This is a genomic window from Nocardioides xinjiangensis (assembly GCF_017916455.1).
GTDB lineage: Bacteria > Actinomycetota > Actinomycetes > Propionibacteriales > Nocardioidaceae > Nocardioides > Nocardioides xinjiangensis.
Map to the genome: position 1 here is coordinate 269,159 of NZ_JAFMSY010000002.1, position 15,232 is coordinate 284,390.

Here is a 15,232-nt window from a genome sequence, read left to right on the forward strand (position 1 = left end):
AGCCGGTCACCTCGCCGGCACCGAACTCGGCGGGACCGCCGCCCGGGCGCCACGACGCCGGTGACGGGGCCCGTCGGGAGCGGCGTGCGACACTCGCCCGCATGCTGCACCGCGACCGTCCCGGCTCCCCGGTCGCCTTCCCCGCGCTCGACTCGCTGCGGGCGGTCGCCGCGGTCGCCGTCCTCGCCACGCACGCCGCCTTCTGGGCCGGGGCGTACGCGCACCCGGTCTACGGGACGGCGCTGTCCCGGCTCGACGTGGGTGTGGCGGTGTTCTTCGTGCTCTCCGGCTTCCTGCTGTCCCGGCCGTGGATCGCCCGACACCGCGACGGGATGCCGCCGCCCTCGACGACGCACTACCTCTGGAAGCGGGCGCTGCGCCTGGTCCCGGTGTACGTCGTCACGGCCGTCGCTGCGCTGACCCTGCTGCCCGGCAACCGCGGGGCGGGCACCGGCCAGTGGGTCTCGACGCTGCTGCTCGCCGACATCTACGCCGACGACCGCCTGCCCGACGGGCTCACGCAGATGTGGAGCCTTGCGACCGAGGTGGCCTTCTACCTCGTGCTGCCGCTGCTGATGTGGCTGAGCCTCTCGCGCGGTCGCGGCGGTCGCCGCGGTGCCGACCGCCTGGGGCTCCTCGCCCTGGCGATGACGGGGACGACCGTCGTGTGGCTGATGGACCTCTCGGTGCGCTGGGACGGCGGGGGGACGATGATCCGGCTCTGGCTGCCGTCCTACCTGGTGTGGTTCGCCGCCGGCATCCTCCTGGCGTCGTACGACGTCCGCTCCCGCGCGGACTGCGCCGCCACCGACCGTGCGACGGCCGTGGTGCGCGAGCTCGGCCGCTCCCCCGGCCTGTGCTGGCTGGCCGCCGGGGCGCTGTTCGTCATCGCGGCGACCCCGCTCGCGGGACCACCCGACCTGGCGCCGACCACCCTGGGCGCGGCGCTGACGAAGAACCTGCTCTACGCGGCGATCGCCGGCTTCGTCATCCTGCCCGGGATCTTCGCGCCGGCCGACGGGCGGTTCGCGCGGGTGCTGGCCTCACCGGCGCTGCGACACGTGGGCCACCTGTCGTACGGCATCTTCTGCGTGCACCTGCTGCTGCTCGAGCTCGTCGCCGACTGGCGTGACATGCCGCTGTTCGAGGGGCGCGGCGTCGAGCTGTTCGTGCTGACCCTGGCAGCGTCGCTCGTCGTCTCCGAGGTGCTTCACCGGGTCGTGGAGCGCCCGGCCCTGCGCCTGCGCGACGTCCGGAGCGGCAGGCGCACGTCGCCCGCGACCAGCGCGCCCAGCGCCACCGCGACCAGCAGCTGGGGCAGCAGCAGCGCCCCCGCCCAGCCGTCGGCGGAGCCCAGCGGCCGCCACCAGTAGACCAGGCCCGCGACGACGACGGGCAGACCTGCCGCCCACGCCACCGACGCGCCGGTGAGCCAGCGGCGCGCCACGACCGACGCCGCCGCACCGGCGAGGCCCACGGCGAGGCCCAGCCACCCGAGGACGAGGCCGAGGGCCGCCGCCCCCGCGACGGGCACGACCCAGTCGGCCACGCGGGTGCCGCAGGGCTCCGGGACCTGCCGCGGGCGGCGCCGGCCGGGGTGGCGACCGACGAGCGCCGTGCCCAGGAGCGCGGCCAGCAGGACACCTCCGACGGCGAGCGCTGCCCGGTAGGTCAGGTCGGGGGCGTAGCGCACGTCGAGGGAGGTGACGCCCGCGGGCACGTGCCAGGCCTGCTGCCAGCCGTCGACCACCAGCGGCGCGGCCGAAGACCCGTCCGGCAGCTCGGCCCGCCAGCCGCGGTTGACGTTGTGGCGCAGGGCGACGACGGCGCCGCCCGACCCCTCGACGTCGACGGACGCCGTCACGGGTGACGGGGCGGCCACGGTCGCCGGCGACGCGGCGACGGCGTCGACCGCAGCGGGGCGCGCGAAGGTGACGGCCGTCGGCCGGAAGGCGGGCGCCGGCGCCGCCACCACGCGCGTGGCGCCCGTGTCGAGGGGCACTGTCGCCGGGCCACAGGCCCGCGCCGGCAGCGTCTCGGCGTCGAAGAGCTGGCGCGGCGAGGCCGTCACGCTGCTCGCGAGGAGGGTGCCGCCCACGCGCAGGGTCGGGCCGAAGCCGCACCCGATGTCGACGGGGATGTCGGACAGGGTGAGCGGCAGCCGCTTCGTGCCCGGGAGCCGCAGCTCGCTCACCCCGACCGGCAGGGGCTCCTGGTCGCCACCCCGGGAGCGACCGTAGGCCCGCTCCTGCCCGATGACCCGAAGCGAGACCCGGGAGGCCCGGAACGGCTCGAGGTCGGCTCGGCCGGACGCGTCGAGCCTGACGACCTGTCGCCCGCCGGGGTGCACCACCTCCAGCCGGGTCGGCCGCGACGCGGCAGCCCCGCGGTCGAGCGAGAGCCGGACCTCGCGGACCGGACGCTCCCCGATCCAGGACAGGTCGAGGGTCGGCTCGGAGTCGTCCCGGCCCGCGAGCCAGGTCGTGCCGGGGCGGCCGTCGATCGCCGCCAGCGCGGACGCCCGCGCGTCGTCGACGGCGCTCGAGGAGGCGCTGACGTTGACCAGCTGGTCCCTGAGCATCAGCCCGGTCAGCGCGTCACCCGCGAGCGGACGCACCTCCAGGGACACCCCGTAGTCCGCCCCGGTCCCGAGCCACACCGTCCGGTCGACCACTCCGCCGCCCTCGTCCGGGCGGGCACGGTCGGGGGCGCAGCGCACGTCGTCGTCCACCTCCACGCAGGCGTCGAGGGACGGTCCGGCCGACAGCAGCACGTGGTCGGGCGGCCCCCACGCGGCCGGCACCTCGGGCAGCACGAGCGTGCGGTCCAGGTCGAGCCCCTCGGCACGGACCTCGGCGACCGCCAGCTCCGTCGCGGAGCCGGCGTCGTCCGCAGCACGCACCCGCACCCACGACGTCGTGCCGTCCGGGAGGTCGACGACGACCGGCACCCCGGGCGGGGCGCCCACGGGCGCCGAGCTGCCGGCTCCGGTCTCCACGACGATCCTCGGGGCTCGGTCGGTCGCCGTCTCCCCGGTCACCACGGTGACCCGACCGACCTCCGTCGGTTCCTCCAGCTCGACCTCGACCCACGGCTTCTCACCTCCCGGCGGGCCCGACTCCCACTGCGTCCCCGGCAGGCCGTCGAAGGCCGCGTAGGGAAGCGCCTCGGGCAGGACAGGGCCGACGGTGTCGGCGTACGCGCGCGACCCGGACGCGGTGACCGACCGCGCCCCGAGGAGGCGGGCGGTGGTCTCCCACCGGCCGGCGTCGGCGGGGAGGTAGTCGCGGGCGGGCGCGCCGCGCCGACCGTCGTCCTCGGTCGCCAAGGTGGCCGAGCGCCCGTCGTGCACGCGGGCGAAGGTCGCCTCGCGGCGCCGCAGCCCGTCGGTGAGGAGCAGGGGCCCGCGCGGTGAGCGCCCTGCGCCCGGCTCGTCGGCGTCGACCGCCAGCACCGCGGGCGCGTCCCCGAGCAGGCCGACGTCGAGCAGGCCGAGGAGGTCCTCCGGACCACCCACGACGACCGGTGGGGCCTCGGCGGCGGCCGCGTCCGACGCACCCGTCACCGCGTATACCTCGACGGCCGGGTACGACGCGTGCCATCCGCCCTCGGCGACGAGCGTCGCGCCGCTGTCCGTCTCCAGGCGGGTGAGTCCGCCGACGTCCGGGCCGAAGTCGGCCACCTTGACCAGCCCGGGCGACTGCTCGATGGCCTGGTGCACGAGCACCGGGACGGGGACGTCGTCGGAGGGGCGCAGGTCGTTGCGCACCACGAGAAGCCCCACCCCGGCGCGCGCCAGGAAGGGGGCGAGCCCGTCCGACGGCTCCCCCGTCGCGAGCCGCTGCTCGACGGCGTCGAGCATGCGGATGTTGCCCGGCGGCGCCAGGGGCACCGCGTTGCGCACCGCCCACCCCGACACCCCGTAGGACTGGGCGGGCTCGTCCTCGGGCGTGCCCCAGAGGTAGGTGGCGAAGCTGGAGCCCGGCACGAGGAGGGCCGTGCCGCGGTCGGGGTCGCGGCCGCCCTCGGCCTCGAGCCAGGCGACGGCGCGCTGCCAGTAGCCCGGCACGTCCTCGAAGTCCTGCGTCGGGGAGAGCCGGCCGGCCAGGGCCGGGCTGGCCACGCCGGCGACGGCGACGCTCGCGAGGACGAGGAGCCCGACGCTCGCCGTGCGCGGCCCGTCCTCCAGCCGCGAGCGCCAGTCACGCCGGCCGGCCGCGGGCTGGACGGCCTCCGCGAGGACGCCGAGCAGGTGGGCGAGGCCGAGCACCAGGGGCAGCCGGAGCGCCGGGTCGAACTTGTGCACGTTGCGCAGCGGCGCGAGGGGATCGTCGAGGGCCGCGCGCTCCGCGTCGGCGAACCAGCCGTGGACGGCGCCGGAGTGTCCGAGCGACACCAGCACGAGTCCCGAGAGCAGCCCCAGGACCAGCACCCGGCGGTGCGGGCTGGGCAGCGACAGGCCCACGAGGCCGAGGGCCAGGAGCACGGCGCCGTTGACCGCCACGTAGCCGGTCGCGACCAGGTCGTTGCCGGCCTGCCAGGTCGCATCGACGTACGGCACCCAGTGCGACGTGCCGCGCAGCACGTCGAACGGCGTCGTCGGGAACGTCGTCACCGAGGCCGTCTCGATGAAGTCGAGGAAGGGCGGACTGTGGCCGCCGAGGAGGAACAGCGGCACCAGCCACCAGAAGGTCCCGACCCCGACGAGGACCGGCCACCAGAGGAGCAGCGCTCGCCGGCGGCGCCCGGGCGTGCGGGTCAGCAGCCAGACCGCCCCGAGCGGGAGCACGGCCGAGGTCGCCGCGGCGTTGACCCCGCCGACCGACGCGACTGCCAGTGCCGACAGTGCGGCCGCGCGGACCGGCGACCCGCGCCGCGAGCCGATCACCAGCGGCACCAGCACCCACGGTGCCAGCGCCATGGGCCACGCCTCGATGGAGATCGGGCCGAGGGTGGTGAGGATGCGCGGCGACAGGGCATAGGCGAAGCCGGCCACAAGGCGGCTGGTGGGGCTGCCGAGCCCCAGGGCACCCGACAGCTTCACGACGCCGAGGAAGGCGACGACCAGGAGCAGCGACCACCACCCGCGCTGGACGGCCCACGCCGGGACCGAGGCGAGGTCACCGAGCCAGAAGAAGGGCCCCATCGGGAACAGGTAGCCGTAGGCCTGGTTCTGCACCTGCCCGAAGCCACCCGTCGGGTCCCACATGTGCAGCGCCCGTGCGAGCATCGCACCCGGGTCGGCGACGAGGTCGAACTTCGTGTCGCTGACCAGCCTGCCGGGTCGCTGTGCGAAGGCGAGGGCGGTCAGCGCGAGGCAGCAGACGAACAGCCGGAAGCGCCACGTGACGACCGACGGCGACGTGTGGGCGGGTGGGGAGCTCATCGACGGCGCAGGACGATGACCAGGTTCCAGGTGACGACCTCGCGCAGCAGCGGCACGCGGGAGAGCCAGCGCGCGGCGGCGGGGTTGTAGCGCGGGACGACATCGAGGACCTCCGCGCCGGTCTGGGCGGCGGCCCACTCCCGCCCGGCGCGCACCGTGACCGCGAACAGCGACTCGCCGTACCTGTTCTTCGGCTCGTGCCCGTGCCGGCGCCGGTAGCGACGCCTGGCCCGGAGCCCGCCGAGGTAGTGCCACGGAGACGTCTCGTGGCCGCCCCACGGTCCGTACCAGACCGTGTAGGAGACGAACGTCAGACCGCCCGGCCGGGTCACCCGCACCATCTCGTCGGCCATCCGCCACGGGTCGTCGACGTGCTCGAGGACGTTCGACGAGTAGCAGATGTCGAAGGTGCCGTCGGCGAACGGCAGCTGCATCCCGCTGCCCAGCACGGTGCGGGGCGCGATGTCGCCGAGGCCGGAGAGCTCGCCCACGTCGGCGTCGAGGGCGAAGTAGGCCGCGCCGGCACCCTCGAACGCGGCGCGGAAGTAGCCCGGTCCCCCGCCCACGTCGAGCATCCGCGCACCGGCGAGGTCGCCGTAGTGGGACACGTGACCGACCGCGTCCTCGGCCAGCTGGCCGTAGAAGACCTCGGGCTGCGTCTGCTCGACCCGGAAGGCGCGGAAGAGGCGCACGGAACGGCGCAGCGTGGGGGCCCAGGCCGACGGAGCGGACGAGAGCTGCGGCGGCACGCGGCGAGTGTAGCCGATGGCCCGACCGGCGAGCGGCGCTTCGAGGGGGCGGCCCCCGGCTGCCGGACGAGCCGTCCGGCACCCTCGCCACGTGATCTAATCGCCCGCGTGGTAGCCAGCACCGCGGTCGAGTGGGAGGACACGCCCGCCGACGAGGCCCGCGCGCAGCGCGCGGCCGAGATCGCCAGTCTCACCGGCTTGCGCGGCCTGGCCGCGCTGATGGTCGTGCTCATCCACACCTCGGGGCGCACCGAGTACGACTGGATCGGTCTGCCGACCTTCGGGCCGGTGAGCCTCTTCGTGATCTCCGGCTTCCTCCTCTACCGGCCGTGGGCCCGCTGGGCCCTGGGCTCCGCCGAGCGCCCGGCGCTCGGTTCGTTCTTCCTCCGGCGGGCGACCCGGATCTTCCCGGCCTACTGGCTCGTGCTGGTCGTCGTCGCCGTCGTCATCCCCGGGTCCAGGCCGTCGGACGCCGCCGGCTGGTGGCGGGCGGTCACCCTGACGTGGACCTACGAGCCACAGCCGACGGGCGAGGCGATGCTGCACACGTGGAGCCTCGCGACCGAGGTGTCGTGGTACGTGGCGCTGCCGTTCCTCGCGATCGCCGCCGGTGTCGCGGCGAGGCGGCTCCCGGCGGAGCGAGCCGTCTGGCTGTGCGTCGCAGCCATCTCGCTGAGCTTCCCCATCTCGATCGCCTGGCGGCTGAGGACCGAGCAGGCCGACCTCGCTGGCCAGCTGACCTACCCCTACTGGCTCCCCTCCTTCCTCTTCTGCTTCGCAGCGGGTGCGCTCGTGGCGCTCCTCGCGGAGGCACAGCGGGCGGGCATCGTGGGGCTCGGACGGGTCGAGGCGTTCCTGGCCGACTCGTGGGCTGTCCCGGTCGTCGTGCTCGCGCTCGGGCTGCTCGCGACCTCCCCGCTGGGCGGCCCGACGGGGTTCGTCCCGGTCACGTTCGCCGAGGACCAGGTTCGGAGCTGGTCCGCGATGGCCATGGCATGGCTCCTGCTGGCGTCCGTCGTGCTGGGCCGGCGCCGCCTGCCCCTCAACCGGCTCCTGGGCACGCGCTGGTTCGCCGCCACGGGACGGTGGTCGTACGGCATCTACCTCTGGCACATCCCCGTGATCGTCGTGCTCGAGCGCGACCTCACCTTCCCCGACGGACCGGTCGGGCTGCTGTACCGACTGGCCTGGATCCTGGCCCTCTCGATCCCGCTCGGCGCCGCGACGTACGCGTGGGTGGAGCGGCCGACCATGGCCTGGTCACGTCACCCCTTGCTGCCCTGGACGCGGGACCGCCGCGAGCGGGCCCAGGGCCGGCAGACCAGCGCGAGCACCAGCGCCCACCCGGACGCGCCGAGCGCGACCGCCCACCGCAGCAGCTCGCCCGACGCATAGCGGATCGTCACCGGGCCGACCCCCTGCGGCACCTCCCACCCCTGCGCCCATCCGTCCACCGTGAGGGACGCCAGCTCGCGCCCGCTCGCGGACGCCACCCAGCCCTTGCCGGCCGGGACCGCGAGGGCCAGCGTGGAGGACGTCGTGCCGTCGACCTCGACGACCCGGAGGCGGGGGCGGACGCCGATGGTCCCCGCGGGGATCCCGGCGCCGCCGGCGTCGTCGACGCGGGAGACGGGCTCGTCCACCTCCCCGAGGGCGCCGTCGGGTCGCGCCAGCACCAGGCCGAGCGGGATCCACGAGAACGACGCCTCGACCGTGACGCGGACCTCGGCTCCGCCCAGCACCGGCCGCTCGCACAACGTCGCGGGCACGACGGCCGCCTCGACCACCTGTCGGGCCGAGGCGCGCACCGCGGTCTCGAAAGTCGTGGCGCCGACGGTCACGTCGGGGCCCGAGCCGCACGGGAGCTGCTCGACCGTGTCGGCGTCGTAGCCGACGGCGGGCGCTCCGACGACCTCGACCTCCGACACCGCCACCGGCAGGTCGCGCACCCCGCCCGTGAGCGAGTCGACCGACACCTCCCGGGCCGCGGCATCGAACGCCAGCGTGACGCCACTGGTGCGCACCGGGGGCAGGTCGACCACGCCGTCCGCGCCGATCTCGCCGGACTCCGTGCGGTCGCTGCCGTCGTAGGTGACCACGACGTGCGTCGGCAGCGTGGAGAGCCGCCGGGCGGCGGTCGTCACCCGCACGCCGCTCACCACCGCCGGGCGGTCCCACTCCAGCGTGAGGGTCGGAGCGGTGTCCTCGGGGGCAGCCCGCCACGCCGTCCCGGGGTCACCGTCCGAGGCCGCCTGAGGTCCGGCCACGAGGTCCGGGGACGCGACGCTCGACGCCGTCGCCGTGACGGCCGGTCGCGCCAGGCGCTGGGCGAGCCGGCTGGACTGCGCGCTGTCCGCAGCGCGGACCCACGCGCGGCCGGCGACCTGGCCGCTCACCACCGACCGCAGGACCCGCGCCACCGTGCCCGTGTCGGCCCCGTCGACCCCGAGCGCCCGGTTGCACACGGTCTCGCTCGTGCCGGGGTCGCGGGGTCCCCCGAACGGGAATGACGGGACGCAGGTCGCGAAGCTGGCGGGCCGGGCCGCCACGACCCAGGCCTCGGCGGGTGGTCCCTCGATCGCCAGCTGCTCCTCGACCTCGAGCCCGGGGACGGTCAGCTCGGTGACGGCGAAGCCGCTCGACCCGGACACGGCGCCGCTCACGCCGGTGGCGACCACCCGGAGCCGGGTGGTCTCACCGACGGCGGTGAGCGCCACCGTGCCGTCCTCCGGGACGTCGACCTCGCTCGACCCGCCGTCCCACTCCAGGCGCACCCGGGTGACCTGGTGCGACTCGAAGGCGCTCCGCACGACCCGCAGGAAGCCGGCCGTCACGTCGGTCGTGTCGCTGAAGGTGATCTCCCACCACTCGCCCAGCACCGCCCCGCCGCGCGACTGCCACGACGTGAAGACATTGCCGTCCACTGCTGCCGCGGGCACGGCGCCGGTGCGGCGGAGCGACGAGTCGAGGTCGGCCGCGGACGACGAGGCCAGCACCTGATCGGCTCCCGACAGCAGGCGGGAGGCGGTCGGCTCCGCGGCGGCGTCCTCCGGCACGACGGCCCGGCTGTCGTCGGCGTCCAGGACCGGACCAGACGGGTCCTCGGCGACGCGGAGGTCCACCTCCTGCCGCCGCGCGCTGTCGGACACCACGTCGACGGGCCCTGCCGCGCCGGCCCCGAGCACCCGTGTCGACCCCACCCGGAGCCCGGCGTCCGCGAGGTCGCCGACGACCCCCTCGTCACCCGCCACCACGACCGGGCCGCCGTCGCTGAGGGTGCCGTCGGCGGCGCCGTCGAGGGCCCAGACCTCCACCGACCCGACGGCATCGCGCACGCCGAGGTCGAGGACGTCGGGCGTGCCGATGTCCGCGCCGGCACCGCCCGGGCCGATCGCGGCCACCCGCGAGGCGCCCTGTCGCGCCAGCGCGTGCCGCACCAGGGCGAGCGGGCGCTCGCGGTCCGCGGCGGCGGACCGGTCGGCGCGCAGCATCACGTAGGAGACACCGAGGCGTCGGAGCGCCGTCGCGGTGCCGTCGCCGTCGTGACCGCGGGCCAGCCGGCTGAGGACGCGGTCGAGCGCCGTCGTGGCGGCCGAGCCGGAGAGCGGCAGGGTGTCCCGTGCGACCCACGGGCGACCTCGCAGCGCCTGCGCGACCGCCGGCGCGACGCGGCCGTCCGTCACGGCCGGCAGGACGAGAACCCGGCCGGGTGGTGCGGTCCGCGACCAGGCGGCCACCGCGGCCCACTGGTCGGCATCGGTGGCCGCCGGCTCGGTCTCGTCGGCCTGCACCGCGAAGACCGGCCCGGCGACCGACAGGAAGCCCAGCACGACGAGCGCGGCTGTCGCCTGCCCGCCCCGGGCGGACGGGAGCACCGCCCAGGTGCGCGGGAGCCGCGCCTGGAGCTCGTCGACGACCGGGGTCCATGCCACGAGGGCTGCCAGCGCGAGCCAGCCGCCGAGGACCGCCCACGGGGTCGGCACGGTGTCGGTGCCTCCTGCGACCCCGGCCGCGACCGGGAGCCAGGCGGGCCACCCGCCCGCGACGAGCCCCAGCAGCGCCGCGGCGAGCGCGAGCCCGACCAACGACCCGACGACGGGTGCGTCGCGCCCGACCCGGAGGCCCACGCCGGCCGCGGACACCGCGAGCGGCGCGAGGAGCAGCAGCACGGTCACGGCCGTGCTGGCCGCCGGGAGCCCCAGGGAGTCGGCGAGCCCGTCGACCGACAGGTCGGTGGGCACGATGCCGGTCACGGCGGTGGCGTACGACGCCTCCCACAGGCGGGCGAGCACCCACCACGCCGACGAGACGGCTGCCAGCACCGCCCAGCGGACGGCCTGGCGGGCGCCACCCGGCCGCCGGGAGGTCGCGACAGCCGCGACCGAGCCGGCCGCGAGGGCGGCCAGCGCCCACGCCGGCGTACCGGCGCCGGCCAGCCCGAGCCACCCCGCGGACGCCGCCGCCGCCCGCCAGCCGTCGCCGCGGCGCACCAGCGGCTCGAGGACCCAGGGAAGGAGGGCCACCACGAGGCCGTCGCCCGGCGCGTGCTGGACCGTCGTGACGAGCACGGGCGCGCAGGCGTAGAGCACGGCCCCGATCCAGGGCGTCCACGACTCGCGCGCCCCCTGGCCCGGCGCGGTGGCTCGCGCGAGGCGGATCGCGCCGACGGCGCCCAGGACCAGCACGAGGGCGCACCAGGCGGTGCGCCCACCCGCCGGCGGCACCCCCAGCACGCCGGTCAGCCACAGGAACGCTGCCACGGGGAGGTCACGCAGTCCCTGCGCGCTCGCGTCACCGAGCGTGCCCGCCACGCTCCAGCCGTCGGCCGCGCGGTTGACGGCACCGGCGGGGTCTGCTGCGATGCGCGCGTACGCCCCGGCGAGCGGCTGGGTCGCCGACACCCGCACAGCGACGACAGCCGCGAGGGCCGACACGATCAAGGTGCGGACACCGGAGACCGCCAACGCTCCTCCTCCCCCTTCTGCGGACGCCCGGCTGCGGTGCGGCCCGGTCAGGGTCGGGCGAGCACCCGACCGCACACGGCCCCCACGGTCAGTGCCGCGACGACGTCGGAGCCTACCGGCGGGACAACGACGGCGGAGGTGGACAGCGCGATCACCGCCGCGAACGCCAGGGCGCCGACGCAGGCGGCAGCGACCCTCACGTCGGAGTGGTGGCGGGTCAGCCGGCCGGCCAGCGCGCCCAGCGCCAGTGGCAGCGACAGCAGGCCGAGCACGGCCAGCGCGGGCAGCTGGGCCCACGGGCCGACCGGTCGTCCGGCGGGCGCGGCCGGCTCGACGGTCGGCGACGCGTCCCGCAGGCGTCCGGTGCCCCGCGCCAGGAGGGCGACGGCGAGCAGCAGCAGGAGCCCCACGAGCACGAGCCCACCGACGAGCGCCACGCGGAACGGCGTCTGCGGGGCGTAGTCCATGACCACGACCCCGGTCGTGCCGGCCGGCACCACGAACCCCTGCCGCCACCCGTCGAGGACCACCGGACGCAGGTCGGTGCCGTCGACCTCGGCCTCCCACCCGGGGTTGGCGCTCTCGGCGACGGCGACGACCGACTCGGCGTCGACCGACACCTCGACCTCCCGGTGCGTCGCCGACCAGCTCCGGACCGGTGGGCGTGCCCCGCCGGCCAGGTCGACGCGCGCGTCGGGGAGCAGCGCCAGGCTCGACGTCGCGAAGCCGGCGGGATTCACCACCCGGATGCGGTGCTCCCCGGCGGACAGGCGCACCCACCGCCCGCCGCACGGGACCACCGCCAGGTCGGCACCCGTGCGCACGTCCTGGAGCGTGCCGCTGATGCGGGTCTGCACCGTACGCGTGCCCACCTCGATGGTGGGCCCGAAGCCGCACGCCGTGCCGGTCGGGGTGTCGGGTCGGGGCCGGTGCTGGAGGTCCTCGATGCCGTCGACCTCCAGCTCGGAGATGCCCACTCCCTCCGGGCCGGCAGGCTCGTACGCCGTCACCCGCAGCCGGTCGGTGCGGATGGGCTCCAGCTCCCCCGCCCGGTCACCCTTGGTGGCAACGAGCTGCGGTCCACCGGTGCCGGGGCCGCCGTCGACGACCACGTGGGTCGGCAGCTCGCCGGGCTGGCCCGGTCCGCCAGTGACCCGGACGGCGGAGATCCTGCGCCGCTCGCCCCAGGACAGCTGCAGGGCGGGCGCCGGGTCGCCCGGCGCGGACGTCCAGGCGGTCTCCGACCGTCCGTCCAGTGCGCCCGCGGCCGTGACCGCCGGGTCGCCGCCGTACGTCGACGTCGCCACCACGCGCACCTGCTCCTCGGCCAGTGGCGCGTAGAGCCGGTCGAGTGCCGGCCCGTGGGTGGCGAACGCGCGACCCCTGAGGGTCCACTCGCCGCTGGAGCCGACCGTGACGGTGCGCTGGAACCCGGGGGTCTCGGTGGTCTCGCGTTGCCACCCGAGCTCGCACCCGACGAGTCGGTCGTCCCGACCGACCACGCACGCACGCCGCGGCACCTCAGCGGTCAGGAGGACGGCCGTGTCCGACGACACCTGTCCCGGGAGGACCAACGACCTCGTGATGTCGTGCCCCACGATGCGGACGTCGGAGAGCCGGACCTGTCCGCCCTCAGGGCCGGCACCCAGCACGGTGACCCGGAGCCTGGTGGCCGAGTCGTCGTCGACGGCGACCGGGGCGACCGTGCCGTCCGGCTCGACCTCGGCCACCGCCGACCGGTCGTCGGTGGACACGCGCACCGACGTCACGCGAGCCCCGGAGAAGGTGTCGAACGACAGCGAGACGTTCCCCACCCGGGTCGGCGCCTCGAACCTCGCCTCCACCCACTGTCCTTCCGGGCGGGTGAGCGGCGCCGTGCCCCAGGACGTGTAGATCGAGTGGTCGAACGCCGACCACGGGTGCTGCTCGGGGCGCACCTCGCCGAGGGCGTCGGCGTACCCGCTCGAGCTGGAGGCGACGATCGTGGCCGCACCGTCGTAGGAGGCCACCGTCCTCGAGCTCGGCATCGCGTCGTCGGCGTTGTCGTGGACCCTCCGGGAGAGGCGGTAGGGGTCCGACGGCGTCATGACGCCCGACCGGGCGTCGTGCACGCGGCCGAAGCTGCGCTCGACGCGTCGCAGCGTGTCGGTGACCACGTCCGGGCGCTCCTCGCCGGTCGCCAGCACGGCGGCGCCGTCCTGCGCGAGCAGCCCGGCGGCGCGGACGTCCGCCACGGCCTCCGGCGCCCCGTCGACGATCGTCCGCTGCTCCCAGTCCTGCACCTCGACGCGCGGCTCGGCATCGCGGGACAGCTCGAAGACCTCGATGTCGGGACCGGTCGCCCCTGTGCCGAAGGCGCCGACGAGGCGTGCGCCGGGCACGTGCTGCACGGCGGCGCTGACCAGCCGGGGGTCGGGCGCGTCGGTGACCGCGCGGTCCAGGTCGTGACGGACGACCACGTGGGTGGCGCCCACGGAGTGCAGGGCAGCAGCGAGCCGGCGCTGCGGACGGGCCTCGGTGGTGGACTGCTCGATGCTCTCCAGGACCCGCAGGGTCCCGGCGGGCGCGACGGTGGCCTGGGCCCGCGACATCCACGGCGTCGGGTCGAGGACCTGGATCGGCTCGTCGATCGTGCGACCCCAGGTCTGCACGGGCAGGCTGAGCCCGGGCAGCACGAGGGTGCGCACGGTGCCCGGCTGCTGCTGCAGGAACGCGACCGCGTCACGCCAGCTGGCGGGCAGGGCCTCGAAGCCGCGCTCGGTGCGCAGCGATCCCCCGGCCGCCGGTGCGGCCGCGGCCACCACGAGGACTCCGACCACACCGGCCGCGATGCGGCGAGCCGGGAGCGCCGGCCAGGCCGCGGTCGCCCGCCACGCCGCCGGCAGCGCCGAGCTGGCGAACGCGCCGACGCCGAGGCAGAGGGGCAGGCGCAGGACCGGGTCGAACTTGTGGATGTTGCGCAGCGGCGCGAGCGCGGAGTCGAGGGCGTCGAGCCAGGCGTCGGCCAGCACCGAACCCGCCCATCCCCCGCTGCCCGCGGTCAGCACGGCCAGGCCCGCCAGCACCGACCACGCCAGCGCGCGTCGCTCCCAGAGGTCCTTCTGCAGCAACCCGACCAGTCCGATGGCGGCCACGAGGACGGTGGTGACCATCAGGAGCCGCGACGAGGCGAGGTCGTAGCCGCCGGCCCAGCCGACCGGCCCGCCACCGGGGAAGAAGGCCACCCAGTGGCTCGTGCCGCGCAGGGAGGACAACCACCCCGTGGTGCCCGCCGTGTTGCGCGCGGACTCGATGAAGTCGAGGAAGGGAGGGGCGTAGGAGCCCAGCAGCAGCAGCGGCACCACCCACCACAGCGACCCGAGGGCCACCAGCGCACCCCACCCGGCCAGGTGCGCGAGCCGTCGGCGCGGCGAGCGGCCCGCCGCCAGCGCCAGGAGCAGGGCGGGCAGCAGGAGGCAGGCGACGACGAGGGTGGCGTTCTGCCCACCCATGAGTGGCACGGTCGCCGCGGAGAGCACGAACGCCACCCAGCCGCGCATCCGGCCGCGCAGGAAGAGCACCAGCGGGAGCACCGTCCAGGGCAGCACGGCTGCCGGCAGCGTCTCGCCGCTGAGGCCGCCGACGGTCGTCAGGACCCGCGGGGACAGCATGTACGCCAGCCCGGCCAGCACGGCTCCGGCGCTGCCGATGCCCGGCCACCGAGCCGCCAGCCGGCGCGCTCCCTCGTAGGCGAGGAGCATGACCGCCGCCGACCACAACCGCTGCCAGAGCCACATCGGCACGCCGAGCACGTCCCCGAGGAGGAAGGCCGGCCCCATCGGGAAGAGGTAGCCCGAGGCCTGGTTCTGCAGCCCGCCGAGGGCCCAGTCACCGTTCCAGAGGTCGGCGCTGCGCGTGAGGAGGTCGGCCGGGTCAACCTGGAGGTCGAGCTTGGTGTCGAAGGTGATGCGTCCCGGCTGCTGGAGGACGTTCAGCAGGACCACGGCGGCGTAGACCAGCAGGCTGGCACCCCTCGACGGGGTGAGGCGCCGACGTGACACGCTGGCGGTGGCGGTGGCGCCGGATGTCACTGCGGCTGCCTCCCATGTCGACCCAGCCCAAGCGTCGCGCAGTCTATATTCTGCGTCCGTAGT

At 76.1% G+C, this 15,232-nt stretch carries 4 protein-coding genes and 2 pseudogenes; 2 read left to right on the top strand and 4 right to left on the bottom strand.

Annotation, left to right across the window (positions count from 1 at the left end; translation table 11 throughout):
- Positions 1-101: 101 nt before the first annotated feature.
- Positions 102-1,373 carry an acyltransferase family protein gene (locus tag J3P38_RS17775; protein WP_246856053.1) on the top strand — a complete coding sequence of 424 codons (1,272 nt, stop codon included), beginning with the start codon at positions 102-104 and terminating at the stop codon, positions 1,371-1,373.
- Between the two features lie 794 nt (positions 1,374-2,167).
- Here J3P38_RS17775 and J3P38_RS18540 read toward each other — a convergent pair.
- A pseudogene (locus J3P38_RS18540) lies at positions 2,168-5,386 on the bottom strand (alpha-(1->3)-arabinofuranosyltransferase domain-containing protein); the annotation flags it as partial.
- On the bottom strand, positions 5,383-6,135 hold the full coding sequence (locus J3P38_RS12255; protein ID WP_210503834.1) for a class I SAM-dependent methyltransferase: 753 nt from the start codon (positions 6,133-6,135) through the stop codon (positions 5,383-5,385). The gene J3P38_RS12255 and the pseudogene J3P38_RS18540, both read right to left, overlap by 4 nt.
- 108 nt (positions 6,136-6,243) lie before the next feature.
- Here J3P38_RS12255 and J3P38_RS17785 point away from each other — a divergent pair, with 108 nt between their 5' ends.
- The gene (locus J3P38_RS17785; RefSeq protein WP_307807887.1) at positions 6,244-7,530 is read left to right on the top strand and encodes an acyltransferase family protein; all 1,287 of its coding nucleotides are present in this window, start codon (positions 6,244-6,246) and stop codon (positions 7,528-7,530) included.
- Positions 7,531-8,045: 515 nt separating this feature from the next.
- On the opposite strand, the pseudogene J3P38_RS18545 reads toward J3P38_RS17785, so the two are convergent.
- Together J3P38_RS18545 and J3P38_RS12265 are read right to left on the bottom strand one after the other, a co-directional pair.
- Positions 8,046-11,174: pseudogene (locus J3P38_RS18545) on the bottom strand (alpha-(1->3)-arabinofuranosyltransferase domain-containing protein); the annotation flags it as partial.
- Positions 11,147-15,169, bottom strand: a complete 4,023-nt coding sequence (locus J3P38_RS12265; protein ID WP_210503836.1) for an alpha-(1->3)-arabinofuranosyltransferase domain-containing protein — start codon at positions 15,167-15,169, stop codon at positions 11,147-11,149. The gene J3P38_RS12265 and the pseudogene J3P38_RS18545, both read right to left, overlap by 28 nt.
- Positions 15,170-15,232: the final 63 nt, after the last annotated feature.